Source organism: Muricoccus nepalensis (assembly GCF_006438825.1).
Classification (GTDB): domain Bacteria; phylum Pseudomonadota; class Alphaproteobacteria; order Acetobacterales; family Acetobacteraceae; genus Roseomonas; species Roseomonas nepalensis.
The window spans coordinates 28,159-49,216 of the sequence record NZ_RCZP01000034.1 but is presented as its reverse complement, the minus strand read 5'-3'; the positions used below and the strand labels follow the sequence as shown (position 1 = coordinate 49,216).

Below are 21,058 nucleotides of genomic sequence, written 5' to 3'. Positions count from 1 at the left end.
GGCCCCTAGCCGGCGACGCGGACGGCGCGGCTGCCGGTGCCGGAATACATGGCCTCGTCGCGGGCGACGGTCTCGGCCTCCACGCGGCGCGCCTCGCGGGCGCGGAGGGTGTTGAGCTCGGCCTGGGCGATCTCGCCCTCCCGGATGCGGGCCCGCGCCCGGGCGCGACCCCGCCCGCCGGCCGCCCAGGAAACGAGGGCGCCGAGGAGGAAGGCGAGGGCCGCGAAGAGAAGCACCACGGTGGCGAGCGGCGCCTGCCAGGTGAGGTCGAAGGGCCAGAGGGAGACCCCGGCCGGCTGCTGGTTGGACAGCGCGAAGAGGATCAGCACGACGAGGAGCGGCAGGATCAGCAGCCAGCGCAGCATGGGGTCTCTCCCAAGGTGAGGGCCGCCGCTGGCGGCGGGTGGTGGCCGCCGCGGTCGGCGGGTGTCAGTCGCGCGCCGCGGCGGTGCGGCGGGATTGCTGGAGGGGGCCGCCGTTGACCCGCTCGCGCAGCTCCTTGCCGGGCTTGAAGTAGGGAACGGCCTTGCCGGAGACCGCAACGGACTCGCCGGTGCGGGGGTTGCGGCCGGTGCGGGGGTCGCGCTTCTTGGCGGAGAAGGCGCCGAAGCCGCGCAGCTCCACGCGGTCGCCGCGGGAGAGGGCGGCGGTGATCTCCTCGAAGATCGTCGCCACGATCAGCTCCACGTCGGGCTGGCGCAGGTGCGGGTTGGCGGCCGCGAGCGCCGCGATGAGTTCCGACTTCGTCATCCAGGCCTGGTCATCACACGGTTTCTCCCGGCCCGGATCGGGGGCTCAGCGGCCGGAAGGCTGCCAAACCGCCCGGGCGCCGTCAACGCCAAGTCCTTCTGAAACCACGCTTTTCAGGACTTGGCCGAGCGCTGTGGCCAGGCTGGCGCCGAGCGCCTCCCCGAAGGTCGCGCCGAAGGCCCGCTCGCGCAGGTCGCGGGCGCGGAGGTCGCGCACCGGCATGTCCGCCGGGATGTTGTGGGCGGCGGCGAGGTGGGCGCGGGCCTCGGGCTCGCCGCCGATGGCGTCCACGAGGCCGGCGGCGACGGCTTGGCGGCCGGTCATGATGCGGCCGTCGGCGAGGGCGCGGACGCGGTCCTCGGGCAGGCGGCGGCCCTCGGCGACCATGCGGATGAACATGGCGTGCAGGTCCGACACCACGGCCGTGAGGGCGGCGCGGCCCTCCTCGCTCAGCGGGCGGAAGGGGCTGGGCTGGTCCTTCAGCGGGCCGGAGGCGATGGTCTCGGCGCGGACGCCGAGGCGCTCCAGGATTTCGTGGGCGTCGAAGGACTGCAGCAGCACGCCGATCGAGCCGGTGACGCTGCTCTCCCGCGCCAGGATGCGCTCGGCGGGCATGGCGATCATGTAGCCGGCCGAGGCCGCGGTGCCGCCGAAGAGGGCGACCACGGGCTTGCCGGCGTCGCGGAAGCGGGTGAGGGCGGCGTGCAGCGATTCGCCGCCGGCCACGGTGCCGCCGGGGCTGTCCACCGCGAGCAGCATGCCGCGGACCGAGGCGGACTTCGCCGCCCGGTCGATCGCCTCCAGCAGGGGGCGGTCGTCGGTGATGGTGCCGGAGACCGTCAGGCGCAGGAGATGGGGGCCGCCGAGGCCGAGCCCGGCCAGGGCCGGGGGGGTGTCGTCCCGCGTGCCGGCGAAGGCGAGGGCGCCGGCGGCGAGCACCACGAGGACCGCGAGCGCCCGCCAGAGGCCGCGGCTGCGCTTGAGGCGCCGGCGGTCGAGCAGGAGGTCCGCCTCCAGCCCGCCGGGGGACGCGGCGGGGGCGGGGGTGGGAAGGGGATCGGCCATCCGCCGCGTATGCGCGACCTCGGGCACGGGCGCCAGGGGCGTTGCGGGCCGGGGTTCGACGGGGGGGATTGTTGCGTGACGGGAGCGGGCCGCGGCCCTAGGATGCGCTCTCTTTCCCGCGAGCCGCCCCGCGCGCCGGCGAAGCCAACGGAACCCCCCGATGCGTCCCTCTCTCCCCCTCCTGGCCGCCCTGGTGCTGGCCGCCCCCGGCGTCCTGGCGCAGGGCACGGGCCCGACACCGGGCGGTGCCCAGCTTCGCTCGCGCGCGATCGCCAACGCGGTGACGCCGCCCTCCACGGGGAACGCGACCTGCGACGACGCGGTGGCGGCCTGGCGGGCCTGCATCGCCGCCTCGCCCAAGGCGCCGGCGGACCGGGCGCAGGCGAACACCGAGGTGGACAAGTTCGTGCGCGACGTCTTCGACGCGCGGGGCTCGGCGCGGGACGATCTCGTCCGGGCCTGCGGGCCGACGGCCTCGGGCTACCGGCAGATGGTGGAGAACGGAACCTGTGGCGCGAACATCACGGGCGCGCGGGACGACCAGGCGACGCGGGTGGGGGCGCCGGCCGCGGCGGTCGCGGCGCAGCGGCGGGCGCAGCGCTGAGGCGGCGGCACCCGGGCGGCGAACAGGGCAGCGGCCGGGCGTGAAAAGCCGGGCATGAAAAAAGGGAGGGCACCGCCCTCCCCCTTTCAGTCCGATTCGGCGCGTGGCCTCAGCGGCGCAGGCCGAGGCGCCCGATGAGGCTCTCGTAGCGCTGGTGGTTCTTGCGCTTGACGTAGTCCAGCAGCCCGCGGCGCTGGCCGACGAGCACGAGGAGGCCGCGGCGCGAGTGGAAGTCCTTCGGGTGGGCCTTCATGTGCTCGGTGAGCGAGGTGATGCGCTCGGAGAGCAGGGCGACCTGGACCTCGGGCGAGCCGGTGTCGCCGGGGACGGTCGCGTATTCCTTGATGAGCGCCGTGCGGCGCTCGGGGGAGATCATCGACATCGGGATATCCTAGGTACGGGGCTTCAGGATCCGCCGCGGGCGAGCCAACGCTCGGGATGGAGCAATCCATCCCCGAGCCTGCACAGTCCCATCAGGCGCTCCCCCACCAACACGCGAACGAGGCCACCATCGGGCCGGGCCGCCTGAGGAACCCGGCCCATGAATTCCACCAGGGAGATCTCCTGGCCGAACGAGAGACGGGCGGCTTCGGCGTCGGTGACGGCCAGGGCCGGGATGTCGTCCAGCGCGGTCGTCACCGGCAGCAGAAGCGCCGGGGAAGGGGGCGGGGTATCCCCCGTAACGATGAGGCTGTCCAGCGGAATCGCGTGCTCCTCGCGGAAGGGGCCGACCCGCAGCCGCCGGAGGGCGGCGATGTGGCCCACCGTGCCGGCGGCGCGGGCGAGGTCGCGGGCGAGACTCCGCATGTAGACGCCCTTGCCGCTCTCGACGTGGAAGACCGCGGTGTCGTCGTCCAGGCGCTCGACCAGCTCGAAGCGATCAACGCGCGCGGGGCGGGCGGCGAGCTCCACCGCCTGGCCCTCCCGCGCGAGGTCGTAGGCGCGCTCGCCGGCGACCTTGATGGCGGAGTAGATGGGCGGGACCTGCATGATGTCGCCGCGGAAGGCGGGCAGGGCCGCCTCGATCTGCTCGTTCGTCGGGCGGTAGGCGGAGGTCGCGATGGTGCGGCCGTCGGCGTCGTCCGAATCGCGCTCGTCGCCCATGCGCAGCGTGAAGCGGTAGATCTTCGTGCTGTCCATCACGTAGGGCACGGCCTTGGTGGCGGCGCCGAAGGCGATGGGCAGCAGGCCGGTGGCCAGCGGGTCCAGCGTGCCGCCGTGGCCGACCTTCTGGGCGTCGAAGGCGCGCTTGAGCTTCGTGACGACGTCGGTGGAGCCCATGCCCGTGGGCTTGTCGATGATCAGCCAGCCGTCCAGCGGGCGGCCCTTGGGGACGCGGTTGCGCCCGCGCGGGCCACCCTTGGGCCCTCGGGGGCCGCCGCCCTTCGGGCCCTTGCCGCCGCCCTTGCCGCGATCACCGCCGCTTCCCGGGGCGAAGCCGTGGCGCCCGCCGTTCCCCGCACCGTCCTTCGCCGCATCCCCGCCCGTCATGCGCGACCTGCCCCTTCCGTCATTCGGACCGGCGCGAACGCGGCCACCACCCTGTCTCCCCGGCCGGGGAGGGCGGCCCTCTAGCACCGGGCGCGGCCGGGCGCACGCGGCGATGCGCGCGGGAGAGGGTTGCGCGCGGCGGCCCGGCCGGGGGCGGGCCCTGTCCGGGGCGCGGTAACGTCACGGAACTTGACCTCGGTGGTTGCGCTGGGGTCCAAACCCGGCCCATGCGCTTCCCCTCCCTGATCCTGCTCGCCCTCCTCCTCGGCGGGCCGGCCCTCGCGCAGGCGCCGGCCCGGCCTGCCTCGGTTCCTGCTCCGGCCGCGGCCAGCCCGGCGGAGGCGGAACGGCTGCTCGGCCTGCTGCGGGACGATGCCCGGCGGGGGGAGCTGATCCGGAACCTCGAGGCCCTCTCGGCCGCCTCGCGCGCGGCGCCGGCGGGGGCCCCGGCGGCCGCGCCCGCCGCGGCGGAGGCGGGGGGCGGCACGGCCGCGGCCCCCACGCCGGCGGCCGCGGGCGCCCCGACCGCCCCGGCGGAGGCGCCGGCCGAGGCCGGGATCCTCGCGCCCAACACGCTCGGCGCGCAGCTCATGATGGGGGCCTCGCAGCGGCTGGCGCTGCTGTCGGACCAGGTCGTCTCGGGCGTGCAGGCGGTGACGGACCTGCCGAACATCGTCTCCTGGGCCTCGGGCGTCGCGCGGGACCCGGTGACGCAGGCGCGGGTGGTGGATGCCTCCTGGAAGCTCGTGCTGCTCTTCGGGCTCGGGCTGCTGGCGGAATGGCTCGTCTGGCGGGGGCTCTCGCGCTGGCGGGACCGGCTGGACGCGCGGGCGCCGGACGCGCCCAAGCCCGGCCGCGCGACGGTGTGGAACTGGCTGCGGCGCTTCCCCTTCGTGCTCGCGCGGCTCGCGCTCGACCTGCTGCCCGTCGGCGCCTTCGCGGTGATCTCCTACGGGCTGATCCGCGCGGTGCAGCCGCTGCCGACGACGGAGCTCGTGCTGCTGCTGGCGAACAACGCCTACATCGCCATCCGCGCGGTGATGCTGGCGTCCCGCATGCTGTTCTCGCCCAACTCCGCGCACCTGCGGCTCGTGCCGATGCACGACGAGACGGCGGCCTACATCACGGTCTGGCTGCGCCGCATCGTGGCGGTGCTGGTGGTGGGCTGGGCGGTGGCGGAGGCCGGGCTGCTGTTCGGCGTGCCCTGGGCCGTCTACGACGCGATCACGCGGCTCTCGCTGCTCATCGTGTCGCTGTTCCTCATCATCGTGGTCATGCAGAACCGGCACGTGGTGGCCGACAAGCTGCGCGCGCCGGACCTGAAGCCGGGGGACCATCCCGACCGCTCGCGCCGGATGTTCCGGGCGCTGCGGGACCGGCTGGCGGAGATCTGGCACGTGCTCGCCATCCTCTACCTCCTCGCGCTCTGGGGGGTCTGGGCGCTGGAGGTGCGGGACGGCTTCCCCCGCCTGCTGAAGGCGAGCGCGGTGACGCTGGCCGTGCTCGGCGTCGCCAAGCTGGTGGACGAGGGGCTGCGGCGGCTGCTGCACCGGGGCTTCCGCATCACGCCGGACCTGGCCAAGCGCTACCCGGGGCTGGAGGGGCGGGCGAACCGCTACCTGCCGGTGCTGAAGGGCGTCGTCTCGACCGTGGTGACGCTGGTGGCCTTCCTCTTCCTGCTGGAGACCTGGGGGATCGACGCCTTCGCCTGGTTCCGGCGCGGGCAGCTCGGCGCCCGGCTGATCGGCAGCCTGGTTTCCATCGGGCTGACGGTGCTGGCGGCGGTGACGGTGTGGGAGGTGGCGAACGCGGCCATCCAGCGGCGGCTGACGAAGCTTTCCCGCGACACCCAGGCCGCGCGCTCGGCCCGCATCCGCACGCTGCTGCCGATGCTCCGCACCGCGCTGCTGATCGTCATCATGATCTTCGTGGCGCTGAACATCCTCAGCGAGATCGGGGTGAACGTGGCGCCGCTGATCGCCGGCGCCGGCGTGGTCGGCGTCGCCATCGGCTTCGGCTCGCAGACGCTGGTGAAGGACGTCATCACCGGCATGTTCCTGCTGCTGGAGGACGCGGTCGCGGTCGGTGACACCGTGCAGATCGCGACGATGACGGGGGTGGTGGAGCAGCTCTCGATCCGCAGCATCCGGCTGCGCGCGCTCGACGGGTCGCTGCACATCATTCCCTTCAGCACCGTCACCTCGGTGACGAACATGACGCGCGACTTCGCCTTTGCGGTGGTCGAGCTCTCGCTCGCCTACGGCGAGGACACGGACCGGGTGGTGCGCGTGCTGAAGGAGATCTCGGCCGAGATGCGGGCGGAGCCGCGCTGGGGCGGGGTGGTGCGCGACGACATCGACGTGATGGGCGTGGACAAGCTGCTCGAGACCGGCGTGGTGATGCGGGCGCGGATGAAGACCGATCCCTCCCAGCGCAACCCGGTGGCGCGGGAGCTCTACCGCCGCATCCAGGCGCGCTTCGACGCGGAGGGCATCCAGATCAACTCGCCCTGGCGGAAGGCGCCGGAGGCGACGCCGGAGGAGGACGCGGCGGCGATCGCGGCGTGAGGGCGGGCCGCGCCGCGCGCATGGCTGCCCCCCGGATGGGCGCTTGCGTTCGGCCGCGCCTGCCATAGGGTTCCTCCCATGACCTTCTTCCGAATGCAGGGGGGGCGCCCGATGCCCCGAATTACCCTCCCGGTCGCCTGACCGGCACGCGGGCGTTGCCCCGCGTCGCGGGCGGGCGGCCGGGCCAGAGCCCCCGCCCCTCCCTCGGAAGACACCCCCATGTTCGATGCCGTTCCCGGCGCCCTTCTCGCGGCGACCGTTCCCTCCGACGACACGGGGGAGCGCGTGCTGGCCGTCCGCTACCTCCTGCGGGCCGAGCCCTCGCCCGGGCTGCTGCCGCGCCTGCTGCAGCCGCTCGCCAAGCGCGACGTGACGCCCGAGCGCTTCCGCGCGGCGCGCGAGGGGGAGGCGATGCGGGTGGAGATCGCGGTGGCGGTGCCCGAGGGCATGGTGCACCTTGTCGCGGGCAACCTGCGCTCGGTCATCGGCGTGACGCGGCTGGAGGTGGAGCACGGGAGGGTGCGGCCACTGGGCTGAGGAGGGCCGGAGGGGGCCAAGCGGGGCGCAAAACCGCTTGTGTGCGGCGCAGCAATGCCCATTTCCCGTCATGGAAGGTGTACCCCCATGATCGACGCCCTGCTGCCCAGCGCCCTCGACCTCGCGCGCTTCCAGTTCGCCTTCACGGTCGTCTGGCACTTCCTCTTTCCCGCCTTCACCATCGGGCTGGCCAGCTACCTGGCCGTGCTGGAGGGGCTGTGGCTGTGGACGGGCAAGGCCGTCTACCTCGACACCTTCCGCTACTGGCTGAAGATCTTCGCGGTGGCCTTCGCCATGGGCGTCGTGTCGGGGATCGTGATGTCCTACCAGTTCGGCACGAACTGGGCGGTGCTGTCGGACAAGGCGGGGGCGGTGATCGGGCCGCTGATGGGCTACGAGGTGCTGACGGCCTTCTTCCTCGAGGCCGGCTTCCTCGGCGTGATGCTGTTCGGCATGGACCGGGTGGGCAAGGGGCTGCACATGCTGGCCACCGCGCTGGTGGCGACGGGCACCTTCTTCTCGGCCTTCTGGATCCTCTCGGCGAATTCCTGGCTGCACACGCCGGCCGGCTACGCGCTGCTGCCGGACGGGCGCTTCGTGCCCGAGGACTGGTGGGCGGTGATCTTCAACCCCTCCTTCCCCTACCGGCTCGCGCACACCGTCACGGGCGCCTACCTGACGACGGCGCTGATCGTCGGCGCGGTGGGCGCCTGGCACCTGCTGCGGGAGCGCCAGGGGCGGCTCGCGGTGCGGGACGCGGGAATGGAGAGCGCCTCCTCCGCCCGGCGGGGCGCGGCCTTCACCTCGGAGGACGCGGTGGACGGCGAGGCGGCGGCGGTGCGGCCCGCGCCCGGCAGCGCCGGCGCCGAGCGCGGGGCCGAGGCGAGCGAGACGGGGCCCAACCCGCGCGCGCGGCTGATGTTCTCGATGGCGATGTGGATGCTGCTCATCGTCGCGCCCATCCAGGCCGTGCTGGGCGACCTGCACGGGGGCAACACCCACGAGCACCAGCCCGCCAAGGTGGCGGCGATGGAGGGGCACTTCCCGACCGAGCGCGGCGCGCCCGCCATCCTGTTCGGCCTGCCCGACGCGGCGGCCGGCGAGACGCGGATGCAGGTGGCGATCCCGAACCTCGCCAGCCTCTACCTCACGCATGACTGGAACGGCGAGGTGCGCGGGCTGAACGACATCCCGCGCGACCAGTGGCCGACGAACATCCCGCTGGTGTTCTGGTCCTTCCGGGTGATGGTGGGGCTCGGGCTGCTGATGATCACGCTCGGCGTCGCGGGCGGCGTGATGCGGTGGCGCGGGCGGCTCGACAGCACGCCCTGGCTGCTGCGCGCCGCGATCGCGATGGGGCCCGCGGGGCTGGTGGCCGTGACGGCCGGCTGGATCGTCACCGAGGCGGGGCGGCAGCCCTTCACGATCTACGGGATGCTGCGCACGGCCGACAGCGCCTCGCCGGTCGCGCTGCCGGCGGTCGCGACCTCGCTTGCGGCCTTCGTGGTGGTCTACTTCGTCGTCTTCGGGGCGGGCATCTGGTACCTGTTCAAGCTGTTCCAGCAGACGCCGCGCCCGCAGGAGGGCGCGCCGCCGCAGGGCCAGCCGATCCGCACCGCGGGGATCACGCCGATCTCCTCCTCCAAGCCGGGCGCCGCGCCCGAGCTGCAGCCGGCGGAGTAGGGCGATGGACCCGATGCTGCTCACCGGCTGGGCCTTCTGGCTGCCGCTGATCTGGGCGGTGCTGATTGCGCTGGCCGTGTTCCTCTACGTCTGCATGGACGGCTTCGACCTCGGCATCGGGATCCTGTTCCCCTTCCTGCCGGAGAAGGCGGAGCGGGACGTCGCCGTGAACACGGTGGCGCCCGTCTGGGACGGCAACGAGACCTGGCTGGTGCTGGGCGGCGGCGGGCTGCTGGCGGTGTTCCCGCTGGCCTACGCCGTGGTGCTGCCCGCGCTCTACATGCCGCTCATCCTCATGCTGCTCGCGCTCGTGTTCCGGGGCGTCGCTTTCGAGATGCGCTTCCGGGCGGAGAACGGGACGCAGCAGCTCTGGTGGGACCGGGCCTTCTCCTGGGGGTCGATGGTCGCGGCCTTCACGCAGGGGATCGCGCTCGGCGCCTTCGTGCAGGGGATCGAGGTGAGCGGCCGCTCCTATGCCGGGGGGTGGTGGGACTGGCTCTCGCCCTTCTCGGTGCTGACGGGCGGGGCGCTCATGGCGGGCTACGCGCTGCTCGGCGCCTGCTGGCTGCTGTGGAAGACGGAGGGGCCGCTGCACGCGCGCGCGGCCACGCTTGCCTGGCGCTTCGCGCTGGCGACGGTGGCGGCGATCGCGCTCGTCTCCGCCATCATGCCCTTCCTGCAGCCGGCCTTCGCGGCACGTTGGCTGACCTTCCCGAACCTGTTGTTCGCGGCGCCCGTGCCCGTGCTGGTGGCCTTCCTCATCTGGCGCTTCTTCCACGCGCTGGCGGAGGACACGGGGCATGGCGGGATGGTAGACGCGCGGCCTTTCCTGCTCGCGCTCGGGCTCTTCGCCCTGTCCTATGCCGGGCTCGGCGTGTCGATGTGGCCGATGATCGTGCCGCCGGCCTTCAGCATCTGGGAGGCCGCGGCGCCGCCGGCCTCGCAGGGCTTCCTGCTGGTGGGCGCGGCGGTGCTGATCCCGGTGATCCTCGCCTACACGGGCTACGTCTACTGGCTGTTCCGCGGCAAGGTCACGCACGAGAGCGGCTACCATTAGAGGATGGGGCACTAAGATGTGGGGGCGGCGGCTGCTCTGGTTCGTGGGGATCTGGGCCGCGAGCATCCTCGCGCTCGGGGTGGTCGCGATGATCCTGCGGGCGGTGCTGAAGGGGGTCTGATCTCCCCTCGGGACCGGCCCCCGCACGCTCCGTCCTTGCCGGGCCCCGGGGAACGAGGCAACCCTGGCGCCGACGCGAACAACAGGGACCGGCACCCGCCATGGCCGACGAACGAACCCGGGGGCCGGCCTCCTACTTCCCGTCGATCGAGAAGGCCTACGGGAAGCCCATTTCCGTCTGGCAGGACCTGATCCGCCAGCGGCTGCCGGCCCGGCACATGGAGCTGGTGGCCATGCTGAAGGCGGAGCACGGGATGGGGCACGGCCACGCCAACGCGCTCGTGGCGCATACCCTGGCAACCGGCCGCTAGACCGGTCGGCCCGGAAGGGGGCCGGGGCTGCATCCTCGCCCCGGCGATAGTTCCGCAACACGCGGGGCCGCCCGGCATGGAGGAGGCGACACCGTCGAGGCGGCCCTAGCGCCGCCCGGCGGTGGCCGGCGTGACCCCGAAGGCCGCGCGGAAGGCCGCCCCGAAGGCGGGGGCGGAGGCGTAGCCCACCGCGGCGCCGGCGCGCGCCGGGGGCACGCCCTGGGCGAGGAGGGCGGCGGCTTCCGCGAGGCGCAGCGCCTGGCGCCAGGCGCCGAAGGAGAGGCCGGTCTCGGCCCGGAACAGGCGGGACAGGCTGCGCGGCGAGGCGCCGATGCGCGCCGCCCAGTCCTCGAGCGAGAGGGGGCAGGCGGGGTCCTGCCGCAGGGCCGCGGCCAGGCGGGCCAAGCGGGGCTCGCGCGGCTCGGGCACGCCGAAGGGCAGGGCGGGGGCGCGGCGGATCTCCTCGATCAGCAGGGCCGCGAGATGGCCGCCGCGGCCGCGCTCGTCCCATTCCAGCGGTTCTTCGCAGGCCGCGAGGATGAGCTCCCGCAGCAGGGGCGAGGCGGCCATGACGGTGACCTCCGCCGGGCCCGCGCGCGCCGCGTCCTCCCGCAGGAAGAGCGCGCGCATCTGCACGAGCCCCGCGATGAGGACGCTGTGCGGCTCGCCGGCGGGCACCCAGAGGGCGCGGCCGGGCGGGACGACGAAGCTGGCGCCGTCGGTTAGGACGCGCATGACGCCGCGGAGCGAGAAGAGGAGCTGCGCGCGGGCGTGGCTGTGGCGCCCCGTCGATTCGCCGTCCCGGTAGTCGCGCCGGAAGGCGGCGAGCGGGCGGTCCACGGCGTCCTGCGGCAGGGGCAGGCGGGGGCTGGGGCTTTGGCCGGTTCGCGACAGCATATGGCCGAACGTCTCCTTCCGGCCAGGATAGGCTGGAGTCCAGGGAGAACGCCAATGCCCCATGACCCCGCCACGCGGCAGATCTGGTTCATCAACGCCGCGCATGTCGTGTGCCACTACACGCTGCTGATCCTGGCCACCGCCGTGCTCGGCATGGTGCTGCACGACGGCGCCACCTTCGGCGCGGAGTACGGGCCGGTGCTCGCGCTCGGCACGGGGATGTTCGTGCTCTACGGCGCGGGGTCGCTGCCGATGGGGTGGTTGGCGGAGAAGGTGGGGCGGCACGCGCTGATGGGGGCCTTCTTCCTCGGCGTCGGCGGGTCGCTCGTGCTGGCGGGCGCGGTGTCGGGGCCCTGGGGGCTGGCGGCGGCGCTGGCGATGGCCGGGCTGTTCAACGCCATCTACCACCCGATCGGGACTGCGATGCTGGTGGAGGCCGCCGGCGACCGCGTGGGCCGCGCGATGGGCAATAACGGCGTCTTCGGCAACATGGGCGTGTCCTTCGCGCCGATCCTGACGGCGGTGCTGGTGGCGCAGGGGGGGTGGCGCTGGGCCTTCATCGTGCCGGGGCTGGCGGCCATCGGCCTGGGCGTCCTCTGGCTGCGCGAGGCGCCCTACGACGCGCGGCTTCACGCGCGGGGCGCGAAGCCCTTTCCCGAGATCCCGCGCGCGGTGGTGCGGCAGGCCGTGGTGTCGCTGCTGCTGATGGCGGTCTCCTCCGGCTTCGTCTTCAACGCCTTCACGCTGCTCGTGCCGAAGCTCATGCAGGAGCGGATGGCGGACAGCCCGGGGCTGCTGCCGCTGGTGGGCGCGCTGGCTTTCGCGGCGACGCTGTTCGGGGGGCTCACGCAGTTCACGGTGGGGCGGATGGTGGACCGCATGACGCTCAAGCGCGTCTTCATGCCGCTGGCCATCGCGCTGGTGCCGGCGCTGCTCGCGCTGTCCTTCCTGCAGGGCTGGGTGGTGCTGCCGGTGGCGGCGGTGGCGGCGGCCGCGATCTTCGGCCAGGTGACGGTGAACGAGACGATGACGGCGCGCTACGTGGCGCCGGCGCTGCGGGCGAAGCTCTACTCCGTGCGGTTCTTCGTGGGCTTCCTAGGCGCCGCGGCGGCGTCCCCGGTCATCGGGTACCTCCACGACGCCTCCGGCAACCTCGGCGTGGTGATGGTCGTGCTGGCGGCCTTCGGGGCGATCACCCTCGTCTGCGCGCTGCTCTTCCCGAACCGGCCGGAGGAGCTGCGGCCGGAGCTCTGGTCGCGGGAGGCCGCGCCCGTGGCGGTGGCGGCGGAGTAGCCGCCCCGCTCCTCGCGGCCCGCCCTACCGGCCCTGGCGCGCGATGACGGCGAGCGCCGCGGAGCTGATCGAGAGCTGGCCGAGCACGCCCGCGAGGTCGCGGATGAGGCCCCAGGTCTCGTAGGGCGAGGGGTCCTGCGGCACGACGACGAGGCTGCCGGGCGGGATGGGCGGGCCGCCCGCCTGCCAGCTGCCGAGGCCGGCCGGGACGGTCTGGCCGTTGGGCAGCACGATGAAGGCGCGGGAGATGTCGGCGAAGCGCTGCTCGCCGCCCGCCGCGCGCACATACTGGATGGCGCGCCAGCCGCTCGCGAACTGCAGGCTGCCCGGGTTCAGCACGGCGCCGACCACCGTCACCTCGTTCGGACGCTTGGGCACCACCAGCAGGTCGCCGGGCTCGAGCAGCACGTCGAGGTCGGGGCGGGAGGCGAGGACGACGGGGTTGGCCTCCACAACCATGCGCCCGGCCGCGCGGGCCTCGCGCAGCGATCCGGCCAGGGCCTGGCCGGCGTTGATGGCGCCGCCGATGTCGAGGTTCCCCGCGCGGCTGCCGGCCACCGCCTGGCCGGCCGCGACCTGGATGAGGCTCGTCTCCAGTTCGCGCGCGGTGCGCTGGAAGCCCTCCTGCTGGCGCTGGCGCACGCTCTCGCGCGTGAAGACGGCGCCGTAGGGGTAGGCCTGGGCGGTGAGGCCGCCGGCGCGGGCGAGGAGCTCCGACAGGCGCTCGCCGCGGCGGATGTCGTAGGTGCCGGGGCGCAGGAACTCGCCCACCAGGGCCACGGGGCCGGTGTCGCGGTCGCCGAAGCCGCGGGGGACGCGGACGGCGTCGCGCGGGGAGAGGCGGATCGCCGCGAAGTTGCGAGAGCGGAGGTCGAGCTGCACGCGCGACAGCGGGATGGCGCCCGCGCCCTCCAGCGGCTCGCGCGCGAATTCCACGGCCGAGAGGTCGGCGGTGTCGGCCGTGCCGCCCGCCGCGGCGAGGACCATGTCGAGGCCGGTGTCCTCCAGCACGGGGTAGAGGCCGGGCAGGCGCACCTCGCCCGCCAGCAGCACGGCCTGGTCGAGCAGGAAGGGCAGGAGGGTGGGGTAGTCGACGAAGAGCTGCGGGCAGCCGCCGGGCCCGAGGTCGGGGAAGCCGGCGCTGCGGGCATGGGCGAAGCGGAGCGGGCTGGAGCGCGCGGCGACGGCGAGCGCGGTCAGCGCCGGGCAGTCGCCGGCCGCCGCGCCCGCCGGGGCCAGGGGGGGAGTCGAGGCCGCGGGCGTGGCCCCGGCCGGCGCGTTGGCTTGGGCCAGCGCCGCCTGGGTGGCGGGCGCGCCCGGGAGGCCGGCGGGCGGCGGCGGCGCCAGCGGCGCGGGCGACAGCTCGCCGCGAAGCGCGCGCTGCACGGGCGGGGAGGCGAGCCAGAGCACGTCGGCCTGGGAGAGGAGAATGACCTCGTCGCCCTCCTGCAGCGGCAGCTCCGCCTGGCCCTGCATGACGCGGCCGAGGTCGAAGGCGATGAAGCGGCGCACGCGCGTGCGCTCGTCCATCCGCCAGGCGACGCCCAGGCGCACATAGGGGTCCGGGCGGATCACGCGGGGGTCGGAGAGAAGGGCGCGCAGCCCGGCCCCGCGCGGGCCGACGCCGCGCGTGACGGGGGCGACGACGTGGCCCGTAAGGCGCAGCCCGCCCGCCATGGCGTCGACGCCGGGGAGGACGACCACCGCGTCGCCCCGCCGCACGGTGGAGCGGGGCGAGAGCTCCGACATGGCGCGGCGCCCGCCGGCGTCGGTGCCGGTCGAGAGAAAGCGGTTGCCCGCCGGGCGGAGGGCGCCGCCGGCGAGGGCGAGCAGGGCCGGGAGGGGGGCGTTGGCGGCCCCGGCCGGCAGCTCGTAGATGCCGGGTCGCGTGACGTCGCCGCCGATCGCGACGACGGCGCCGAGCGGCGGGACCACGACGCGCTCGCCCTCGCGCAGCGAGAGGTTGGGGTTGCCGGGCGCGCCGGCGATGGCGGCGTAGAGGTCCACCATGCGGGTGCCCTCCGGGCCCTCCACCCGGATGGCGCGGAGGCTGCCGCTGCGCCGGATGCCGCCCGCGGAGCCAAGGGCGTCGAGGAGGGAGGCCAGCGCCGGAAGGGGCACGAGGCCGGGGCGCAGGACCTCGCCGGCGACGAAGATGCCGATCTGGCGGGTCTGGCCGAGGGAGACGAAGGCCTCGGAGCCGCCGAGCTCCCGCGCGACCCGTGCCTCGATGTCGGCGCGCAGGTCGCGCAGCGTGCGGCCGGCGGCCGCGAAGGGCGGCAGGTCGGGGAGCGCGATCATGCCGTCCCGCCCGACGCGGAGCGAGACGGACTGGCGGGAGCGGCCCCGGATGGAGATGACGACCTCGTCGTCGCGGCCGAGCACGTAGCTGTCGGGCAGGGCGCCGACGACCGCGGAGGGGCCGCCCCCGCTCGGGGCGAGGTTACGGAAGGTGTCGTAGCCGAACTGGCGGAGCGGCGGCTGCTGGTCGGGCAGGCGGGCTGGATTCGAACAATCCAGCGTGTACCTAGCAAATAACGATGTACCTAACAAAAAGGCTTATACTCAGACTCGAAACGGTTTTTATTCCTTTGAATGTGACAGGGCTGTACCGCACAAATTAAAAGGTAAGGACAAAACCTCCTAATCTGGCGCAGGCAGATGACGGCGCAGGCGAGGGTTCTCAGGGCGTATTCCGAGACAATTATTACGCTTTTGCCGTTTTAAACCTTTCGCTCAGTTGCAACATCTTTAGCTAGTCGAATAGCCGTCTTTGTGGCGGAAGCCAGGCGGGACGGTGAGGTGCGGTTTGTCGGGGAGATCCCCAACGAGCTGGCGGCGTTGGACAAGTTGGTGGTCCGGCTCGGCCGGGGAGGTCGAACCCTGCGCGTTACGTATGAGGCCGGACCATGCGGCTACGGGGTCAATCGGCACCTCCGTAACTGCGGCCACGACTGTGTGGTGGTCGCACCGAGTCTGATCCCGCGCAAGCCGGGCGAGCGGATCAAGATGGAACGGCGGGACGCGACAGCATTTGCCCGCCTGCACTGCACCGGCGAGTTGACGCCGGTCTGGATGCGGGACCCTGAGCCATGAAGCCATGCGAGACCTGGTCAGGGCGCGAGCCGACATGGTGGAGGCGCTCAGCAAGGCACGGCAGCGGCTTATAAGGTTCCTGCTCCGGCATAGACGGAGTTACGACCCCAAGCGTTGGACCTGGCCGCACCGGAAATGGCTGATGGAGCAGACTTTCCTGCACCCGGCCCAGCAGGTGGCCTGCCAGGATGGTCCCTGCGAAAAAACCCGTTACCAACCAAAGAAATCCCGCACCAACTAAAGAAAGTCTGCACCAAATTTCGGCGTGAGATTGCCTCGTTGCGCAATGCGGGCGAGAGTCGCGGTCCAGCAGTCTTTTTTTCTAGGCCAGCAAAGTTAGCTGGTGTGAGGCGTTGCTGGAGAGTTCCTTTGATGAGCTCTGGAGGCGCGGGATGGCCAGGCTGTTAGCGCGAGCGCAGCCCGCACGGGAGCGGGTGCTGGTTCCCCTCCGGCAGGACTGCCCGGGCTGTGGCGGGCACATGCGACTGCGCTACGAGAACCGCCGGACCCTGGTGACGCTGTCGGGGCCGGTAAGGCTGCGGCTGAAGATCCGCCGCTGCGAGCGCGAGGGCTGTGCGCGTCATCGTGTGCCGTACCGCCCCGAGGCGGAGGGCGCGGTGGCGCTGCCCCAGCACGAGTTCGGCCTGGACGTGGTGGCGCTGGTAGGGGTGCTGCGTCACCAGGAACACCGCAGCGTGCCGGAGATCCATGCCGTCCTGCTTGGGCGCGGGGTGGAGATCGCCGAGCGCAGCGTCACCAACCTGCTGGACCGCTACGACGAGTTGCTGGCCACCTCGCTGACCGATGCCCGGCGGCTGCGTCGGGTGCTGGCCCGGCAAGGGCGGGCGATCCTGGCGCTGGACGGCATGCAGCCGGACGTGGGCCATGAGGTGCTCTGGGTGGTGCGCGAGTGCCTCTCGGGCGAGGTACTGCTGGCGCGTAGCCTGCTGTCGGGCACGGCCGAGGACCTGGCGCCCTTGCTGGCCGAGGTGGCGCAGGCGATCGGGGTGCCGGTGGAGGGGGTGATCAGCGACGGGCAGACCTCGATCCGGCGGGCGGTGGAACGGGCTCTGCCGGGCGTGCCGCACCAGCTCTGCCAGTTCCACTTCCTGCGGGAGGCAGCCAACCCGGTCTACGAGGCCGACCGGCACGCCAAGAAGGGGCTCAAGAAAGGGGTGCGCGGGGTGCGGCGGATCGAGCGCTCGGTGGAGGGAGGCCAGGACGTCGGCGCGGAGGTGGCGCTGGGCTACTGCGCGGCGGTACGCAGCGCCATCACGGACGACGGCCGCACACCGCTCGCCGCCCCTGGCCTGAAGCTCAAGGGGCGGCTGGAGGCGGTGGCGAGCAGCTTGGACCGGGTTCTGGAAAAGGGGGCTCGCCCGCGCCGCTCGCGCGGCTCCGGCAGCTGATCGGCCGCGGCCTGGAGGGCACGGCGCCGCTCTGGCCGGCATTGCTACGGCGTGCCCGGCCTGCCCAGAACCAACAACGATCTCGAGCAGCTGTTCGGATCCCAGCGCTACCACGAGCGGCGTGCCACGGGACGCAAGGCGGCCTCGCCAGCCGTCGTGCTGCGCGGCGAGGTGCGCCTGATCGCCGCCATTGCGACGCGGCGACACCCACCCGCTGCACGCGACCTTGGCCGCGTCAGCCGCGAGCGCTGGCGCGAACTCCGCCGCCGTCTTGAACAACGCCGCCACGCACGGACACTCCGAACCCGGTTCCGCCGCAACCCGCAGGCCTACCTAGCCGAGCTGGAACAAGCTGCACGCCAGCTAACTTTGCTGGCGTAGTTTTTTTGTCTCTATTGGCTTGTATGGCCGATTTTAGGCCGCCGATGTCCTATGGTGCGCTGGTGTCGGATGCTTCCGTGCTCACCTGGACATAACGCAAAGCGGCATCGCGTGCTGTCGCCTCGGGGGTGCGCGCCGCCACCGGTCCGAAGCCACCGCCGCCTGACGTCTCCAACCGCACCACGTCGCCGCGACAGAGCAGCAAGCCATCGGTTTTCGGCGGAATCGGCGTTTCCACCCCATTCCGGACGAGAAGCAGGCGGCCGACCGTGGCCGGGCCGCCGCCCGCCAGCCCGTAGGGGGCGTGGTGGAAGCGGTCCATGTTGGTGGTGAGGATGCAGCTCTCGGAATTCACCCGCCATTCGCGGAACAGGCCGAGCCCGCCACGTTGCTGCCCCAGCCCGCCGGAACCGGGCAGCAAGCCATAGGCGGCGATGGTCAGCGGCATGCCGCTTTCCACCATCTCCACGGGGATGTTGCTGTTGTTGTGCATGCCGGACGCATAGGCATTCACCCCGTCCTTACAGGGATGCGCGCCGGAGCCACCAATCTCGATCTCCACCAGCACCTCCCGAGATCCATCCGCCGCTATCGTCTGGAAGGTGCAAACATAGGAGTTGCCGTAATAGGCGGCAGGAATGCGATCCGGCACGGCACCATGAAGCGCGCCATGCACCGCATTCAGCAGACGGTGGCTGACAGCGACGCGATGCGCCACTGGTGCGGGATGGCGGGCGTTCACGCAGAGGCCTTCCGGCGCGATGATGCGCACGGGGCGGTAGCAGCCAGCATTGGCCGCAAGCGGCTCGTCGCTCGCTGACATCACGGCGAAGAGCACCGCAGCGGCGGAGGAGGCGAGGGTAGCATTCACCGGTCCCTTCGCCTGTGGCGAGCAGCCCGAGAGATCGGCGGTGATGGTGTCGCCCGCGATCTCGAGCCGCACATGCAGACGCAGTGGCTGGTCCAGGACCACGCCGTCATCGTCCAGAAAGTCTTCGAACTCGTAAAGGCCATCCGGCATGCGCCCGATCGCGGCGCGCATCGTCGCCTCGCTGGCATCCAGGATGCGCTGCCCGGCCTCGATCATCCCCGCGGCGCCATAGCGGGTGGCAAGGCGGCGGATGGCGGCGGCGCCAACATCGAGGCTAGCGAGCTGCGAGGCGAGGTCGCCCAGGACGAGCGCGGGCTTGCGGACATTCTGCCGGATCATCGCCCAGACGCCCGCATTGGGCTTTCCGTTCTCGACGAGCTTGATTGGCGGGATGCGGAGGCCTTCCTGGAAGATCTCGGTCGCGGTCGCCGCATAGGAGCCGGCGGCAAGGCCGCCCATATCAATATGGTGGCAGAGCGTTCCGACGAAGGCGATGCGCCGATCCCCATGGAAGACAGGCTTGTAAGTGACGATGTCCGGCAGGTGCTGGCCGCCGCAATAGGGGTCGTTGGTGGCGACCACATCGTCCGGACCCCAGCTGTTCACGTCCACATGTTTGTCCAGCAGCTCGCGCAGCAGGTGGCTCATGGAGTTCAGATGTCCGGGGATGCGCGCGGACTGGGCGAGATTGTTGCCGTCGGCATCGAAGACGGCAGTGGAGTAGTCGAGAAGCTCGCGCACGATCGTCGAGCGGCTGGTGCGCCAGACGGTGACGTCCATCTCCGCCGCAGCGGCGGTGAGGGCGTTGCGGATCACCTCAATCTCAACGGGTCCCAACGCTGCCGCGCTAGTCGCCGGTGCGGCCTCCACCTTGCGCCGCGCGACGAGCGCGCCGGCGGGACCAAGCGTCGCGGCCCAGCCACGGCCGATCCAATGAGTCGCGAAGCTCTCCTCGATCAGTGCCGGGCCCTGGACGCGGTCCGCGGCCGTTAGCGCCTCGCGATCCCAGACCGGGATGTCGCGCCAGGCGCCGCTCTCCCAGCTCAGCCGCGTGCCCTTGCGGGCCGGGCGATCGGCGATCGGCGCTTCGGCCGCGCTGCGGCGCGGCAGACGGCCGATGGCGGAGACGCGAAGGGTGACGATCTCGGCGGGCTCCGCCTCATCGGCGTAGGAGAAGCGGCGGCGATGCATGTCGTGGAAGGCGGAGAGGAGTTGGCCGAGTTCTGCCTCGTCCGGGACGGAGATGTCACCCCAGGGGATCAGCAGCTCGAAGGCTTGGCCGCGGTAGCGCATATCGGCCGAGACCTCGATCGCGCGGTCCTGCGGCGCGACGCCATCGGCGGCTAGGCGGTCCTCCGCCTGCTTCCGCAGCTCCGCGATCAGCGCCGAGAGCGGCGCGATGCCCTCCGGCGAGGCGGGAATGACGCGTGTCCGGGAGATGTCCTGCACAAGGTCGCCGAAGAGGATGCCATAGGCGGAGAGCGTGCCGGGTTCCCGTGGGAAGGCGACCTCGCGGATGCCGACCTCCTCCGCCACCGCCGTGGCGTGCAGACCGCCGGCGCCGCCGAAGGAGAGCAACGTGAAGTCGCGTGGGTCGAGCCCCTTCTCGAAGAGGGAGAGGCGCACGGCGGCACCGAGCGCGCTGTCGGTAACACGCAGAATGCCCTCGGCCGCTTCCTCCTCGCCGAGGTTGAGCGGAGCGGCGATGCGCTCAGCGATGGCGCGGCGGGTGGCGTCCATGTCGAGCGCCATGGTGCCGCCGAGGAAATAGTCGGGGTCCAGCCGGCCGAGCGCCAGGTTGGCGTCCGTCACCGTCGGTTCCGTGCCGCCGCGACCATAGGCCACTGGCCCCGGGCGCGCGCCGGCCGAGCGCGGGCCGACGGTGAGCCGACCACCGGAATCCACCGCGGCGATGGAGCCGCCGCCGGCGCCGATGGTCCGCATCTCCACCATGGGCAGGCGCACCGGCAGCCGGTCCACCTCACCCTGGGTGACCACCGAGACGCGGCCGCCCAGCACGACCGACACGTCGTAGGAGGTCCCGCCCATATCAACGGCGACGAGGTCGGGCCGATCCAGCAACTGGGCCAGCCGCTCCGCCGCCAGCGCGCCGCCGCTGGGGCCGGAGAGGAGGAGGCGTGCTGGCTGCTCGGCCGCGCGCCGCAGCCCGCAGACGCCACCATTGGACTGCACGAGGAAGACGGTGGGCGCGAAGCCATCCTCACCCAGCCGCCGCTCCAGTCGTTCGAGATAAGCGCGCACCACGGGCACGAGGAGCGCGTTGAGGACGGTGGTGGAGGTGCGCTCGTACTCGCGGATCTCCGGGCTGATGTCGCTGGAGAGAGAGAGGGCGAGGTGCGGCCGCGCGGCGAGCAGAAGGTCCCGTAGGCGCTGCTCGTGCACCGGGTTAGCATAGGCGTGCAGGAGGCTGATGGCGACGCAGTCCACCTCCAGCGCATCCAGCCGCTGCAGCAGGGCGGGCAGGGCGGATTCGTCGAGGACCTGCTCGACGCTGCCATCGGCGCGCACCCGCTCGGGCACGCCTAGGCGGCGGTCGCGCGGGACCAGCACGGGAAAGGGATCGGGATCAAGCGCGTAGAGCTCGCGGCGATAGTGGCGCGTGATCTCCAGCACGTCTTCAAAGCCCGCGGTGGTCAGCAACGCTCCGCAGCCGAGCTTGCGTTCCAGCACCGCGTTCGTGGCGATGGTGGTACCGTGCAGCAGCAGTCCGACATCGGACAGGGCAAAGCCGAAGCGGGACGCGGCCTCCCGCACGCCGAGTAGTAGGCCTTCGGAAGGATCGAGCGGCGTGGTCGGCGTCTTCCAGGCGCGAACGGAGCCGTCGCGCGCATCAAGCACCTGCAGGTCAGTAAAGGTGCCGCCGATATCCACGGCGATGCGGACGGGCCGCGTTGAGTCAGCCACG

General features: G+C 72.5%; 17 protein-coding genes and 1 pseudogene. 10 read left to right on the top strand and 8 right to left on the bottom strand.

Annotated elements, in window-relative coordinates:
- Positions 1-5 precede the first annotated feature (5 nt).
- From EAH89_RS23485 to sppA, 3 genes are all read right to left on the bottom strand, one after another.
- Positions 6-365 (bottom strand): lipopolysaccharide assembly protein LapA domain-containing protein, encoded by a 360-nt coding sequence (locus EAH89_RS23485; protein ID WP_140886142.1) that lies wholly within the window; start codon positions 363-365, stop codon positions 6-8.
- A 64-nt stretch (positions 366-429) separates the two neighbouring features.
- On the bottom strand, positions 430-750 hold the full coding sequence (gene ihfB, locus EAH89_RS23480) for an integration host factor subunit beta (RefSeq protein ID WP_140886141.1): 321 nt from the start codon (positions 748-750) through the stop codon (positions 430-432).
- A gap of 45 nt (positions 751-795) precedes the next feature.
- A complete protein-coding gene (gene sppA, locus EAH89_RS23475) occupies positions 796-1,815 on the bottom strand; it encodes a signal peptide peptidase SppA (RefSeq protein ID WP_140886140.1) in 1,020 nt (339 codons plus the stop codon).
- A gap of 160 nt (positions 1,816-1,975) precedes the next feature.
- On the opposite strand from sppA, the gene EAH89_RS23470 reads away from it, so the two are divergent.
- Complete coding sequence (locus EAH89_RS23470) at positions 1,976-2,419, top strand: hypothetical protein (RefSeq protein WP_140886139.1); 444 nt, start codon at positions 1,976-1,978, stop codon at positions 2,417-2,419.
- Between the two features lie 109 nt (positions 2,420-2,528).
- Here EAH89_RS23470 and rpsO read toward each other — a convergent pair whose 3' ends face one another.
- The gene (gene rpsO, locus EAH89_RS23465; RefSeq protein WP_456306530.1) at positions 2,529-2,795 is read right to left on the bottom strand and encodes a 30S ribosomal protein S15; all 267 of its coding nucleotides are present in this window, start codon (positions 2,793-2,795) and stop codon (positions 2,529-2,531) included.
- A 29-nt stretch (positions 2,796-2,824) separates the two neighbouring features.
- Positions 2,825-3,910, bottom strand: a complete 1,086-nt coding sequence (truB, locus tag EAH89_RS23460; protein ID WP_194152362.1) for a tRNA pseudouridine(55) synthase TruB — start codon at positions 3,908-3,910, stop codon at positions 2,825-2,827.
- Positions 3,911-4,137: 227 nt separating this feature from the next.
- Between truB and EAH89_RS23455 the strand changes: the two genes are divergently transcribed.
- The 6 genes from EAH89_RS23455 (at position 4,138) to EAH89_RS23425 (ending at position 10,185) form a co-directional block, all read left to right on the top strand.
- Positions 4,138-6,477: a mechanosensitive ion channel domain-containing protein gene (locus EAH89_RS23455; RefSeq protein WP_140886137.1), complete on the top strand. Its 2,340-nt coding sequence runs from the start codon at positions 4,138-4,140 to the stop codon at positions 6,475-6,477.
- Between the two features lie 219 nt (positions 6,478-6,696).
- The gene (locus EAH89_RS23450; protein ID WP_241667174.1) at positions 6,697-7,014 is read left to right on the top strand and encodes a hypothetical protein; all 318 of its coding nucleotides are present in this window, start codon (positions 6,697-6,699) and stop codon (positions 7,012-7,014) included.
- A gap of 87 nt (positions 7,015-7,101) precedes the next feature.
- Complete coding sequence (locus tag EAH89_RS32740) at positions 7,102-8,697, top strand: cytochrome ubiquinol oxidase subunit I (protein WP_241667173.1); 1,596 nt, start codon at positions 7,102-7,104, stop codon at positions 8,695-8,697.
- 4 nt (positions 8,698-8,701) lie between these two features.
- Positions 8,702-9,754 carry a cytochrome d ubiquinol oxidase subunit II gene (cydB, locus tag EAH89_RS23435; RefSeq protein ID WP_277753884.1) on the top strand — a complete coding sequence of 351 codons (1,053 nt, stop codon included), beginning with the start codon at positions 8,702-8,704 and terminating at the stop codon, positions 9,752-9,754.
- 16 nt (positions 9,755-9,770) lie between these two features.
- Positions 9,771-9,875, top strand: coding sequence for a DUF2474 family protein (locus tag EAH89_RS23430; protein WP_140886136.1), 105 nt, complete (start codon positions 9,771-9,773; stop codon positions 9,873-9,875).
- A 100-nt stretch (positions 9,876-9,975) separates the two neighbouring features.
- A complete protein-coding gene (locus tag EAH89_RS23425) occupies positions 9,976-10,185 on the top strand; it encodes a DUF4287 domain-containing protein (RefSeq protein WP_140886135.1) in 210 nt (69 codons plus the stop codon).
- Between the two features lie 105 nt (positions 10,186-10,290).
- Here EAH89_RS23425 and EAH89_RS23420 read toward each other — a convergent pair whose 3' ends face one another.
- Entirely contained in the window at positions 10,291-11,082 is a 792-nt protein-coding gene (locus EAH89_RS23420; RefSeq protein ID WP_140886134.1) for a helix-turn-helix domain-containing protein, read from the bottom strand.
- Positions 11,083-11,136: 54 nt separating this feature from the next.
- On the opposite strand from EAH89_RS23420, the gene EAH89_RS23415 reads away from it, so the two are divergent.
- Positions 11,137-12,375 (top strand): MFS transporter, encoded by a 1,239-nt coding sequence (locus tag EAH89_RS23415; RefSeq protein ID WP_140886133.1) that lies wholly within the window; start codon positions 11,137-11,139, stop codon positions 12,373-12,375.
- Positions 12,376-12,399: 24 nt separating this feature from the next.
- Here the strand turns inward: EAH89_RS23415 and EAH89_RS23410 are convergent, their stop codons facing one another.
- Entirely contained in the window at positions 12,400-14,928 is a 2,529-nt protein-coding gene (locus EAH89_RS23410; RefSeq protein ID WP_140886132.1) for a polysaccharide biosynthesis/export family protein, read from the bottom strand.
- Positions 14,929-15,950: 1,022 nt separating this feature from the next.
- Here EAH89_RS23410 and EAH89_RS23405 point away from each other — a divergent pair.
- Together EAH89_RS23405 and EAH89_RS33775 are read left to right on the top strand one after the other, a co-directional pair.
- Positions 15,951-16,918 (top strand): annotated as a pseudogene (locus EAH89_RS23405) (ISNCY family transposase); the annotation flags it as partial.
- 13 nt (positions 16,919-16,931) lie between these two features.
- Positions 16,932-17,261 carry a hypothetical protein gene (locus EAH89_RS33775; RefSeq protein ID WP_456306531.1) on the top strand — a complete coding sequence of 110 codons (330 nt, stop codon included), beginning with the start codon at positions 16,932-16,934 and terminating at the stop codon, positions 17,259-17,261.
- Between the two features lie 49 nt (positions 17,262-17,310).
- Here the strand turns inward: EAH89_RS33775 and EAH89_RS32735 are convergent, their stop codons facing one another.
- Entirely contained in the window at positions 17,311-21,024 is a 3,714-nt protein-coding gene (locus EAH89_RS32735; RefSeq protein ID WP_241667172.1) for a hydantoinase B/oxoprolinase family protein, read from the bottom strand.
- Positions 21,025-21,058: the final 34 nt, after the last annotated feature.

Excerpts from the sequence above, each read along its gene's own strand:
- EAH89_RS23485 (WP_140886142.1), bottom strand. The coding sequence starts at position 365 with ATGCTGCGCTGGCTGCTGATCCTGCCGCTCCTCGTCGTGCTGATCCTC.
- ihfB (WP_140886141.1), bottom strand. The coding sequence starts at position 750 with ATGACGAAGTCGGAACTCATCGCGGCGCTCGCGGCCGCCAACCCGCAC.
- sppA (WP_140886140.1), bottom strand. The coding sequence starts at position 1,815 with ATGGCCGATCCCCTTCCCACCCCCGCCCCCGCCGCGTCCCCCGGCGGG.
- EAH89_RS23470 (WP_140886139.1), top strand. The coding sequence starts at position 1,976 with ATGCGTCCCTCTCTCCCCCTCCTGGCCGCCCTGGTGCTGGCCGCCCCC.
- rpsO (WP_456306530.1), bottom strand. The coding sequence starts at position 2,795 with ATGATCTCCCCCGAGCGCCGCACGGCGCTCATCAAGGAATACGCGACC.
- truB (WP_194152362.1), bottom strand. The coding sequence starts at position 3,910 with ATGACGGGCGGGGATGCGGCGAAGGACGGTGCGGGGAACGGCGGGCGC.
- EAH89_RS23455 (WP_140886137.1), top strand. The coding sequence starts at position 4,138 with ATGCGCTTCCCCTCCCTGATCCTGCTCGCCCTCCTCCTCGGCGGGCCG.
- EAH89_RS23450 (WP_241667174.1), top strand. The coding sequence starts at position 6,697 with ATGTTCGATGCCGTTCCCGGCGCCCTTCTCGCGGCGACCGTTCCCTCC.
- EAH89_RS32740 (WP_241667173.1), top strand. The coding sequence starts at position 7,102 with ATGATCGACGCCCTGCTGCCCAGCGCCCTCGACCTCGCGCGCTTCCAG.
- cydB (WP_277753884.1), top strand. The coding sequence starts at position 8,702 with ATGGACCCGATGCTGCTCACCGGCTGGGCCTTCTGGCTGCCGCTGATC.
- EAH89_RS23430 (WP_140886136.1), top strand. The coding sequence starts at position 9,771 with ATGTGGGGGCGGCGGCTGCTCTGGTTCGTGGGGATCTGGGCCGCGAGC.
- EAH89_RS23425 (WP_140886135.1), top strand. The coding sequence starts at position 9,976 with ATGGCCGACGAACGAACCCGGGGGCCGGCCTCCTACTTCCCGTCGATC.
- EAH89_RS23420 (WP_140886134.1), bottom strand. The coding sequence starts at position 11,082 with ATGCTGTCGCGAACCGGCCAAAGCCCCAGCCCCCGCCTGCCCCTGCCG.
- EAH89_RS23415 (WP_140886133.1), top strand. The coding sequence starts at position 11,137 with ATGCCCCATGACCCCGCCACGCGGCAGATCTGGTTCATCAACGCCGCG.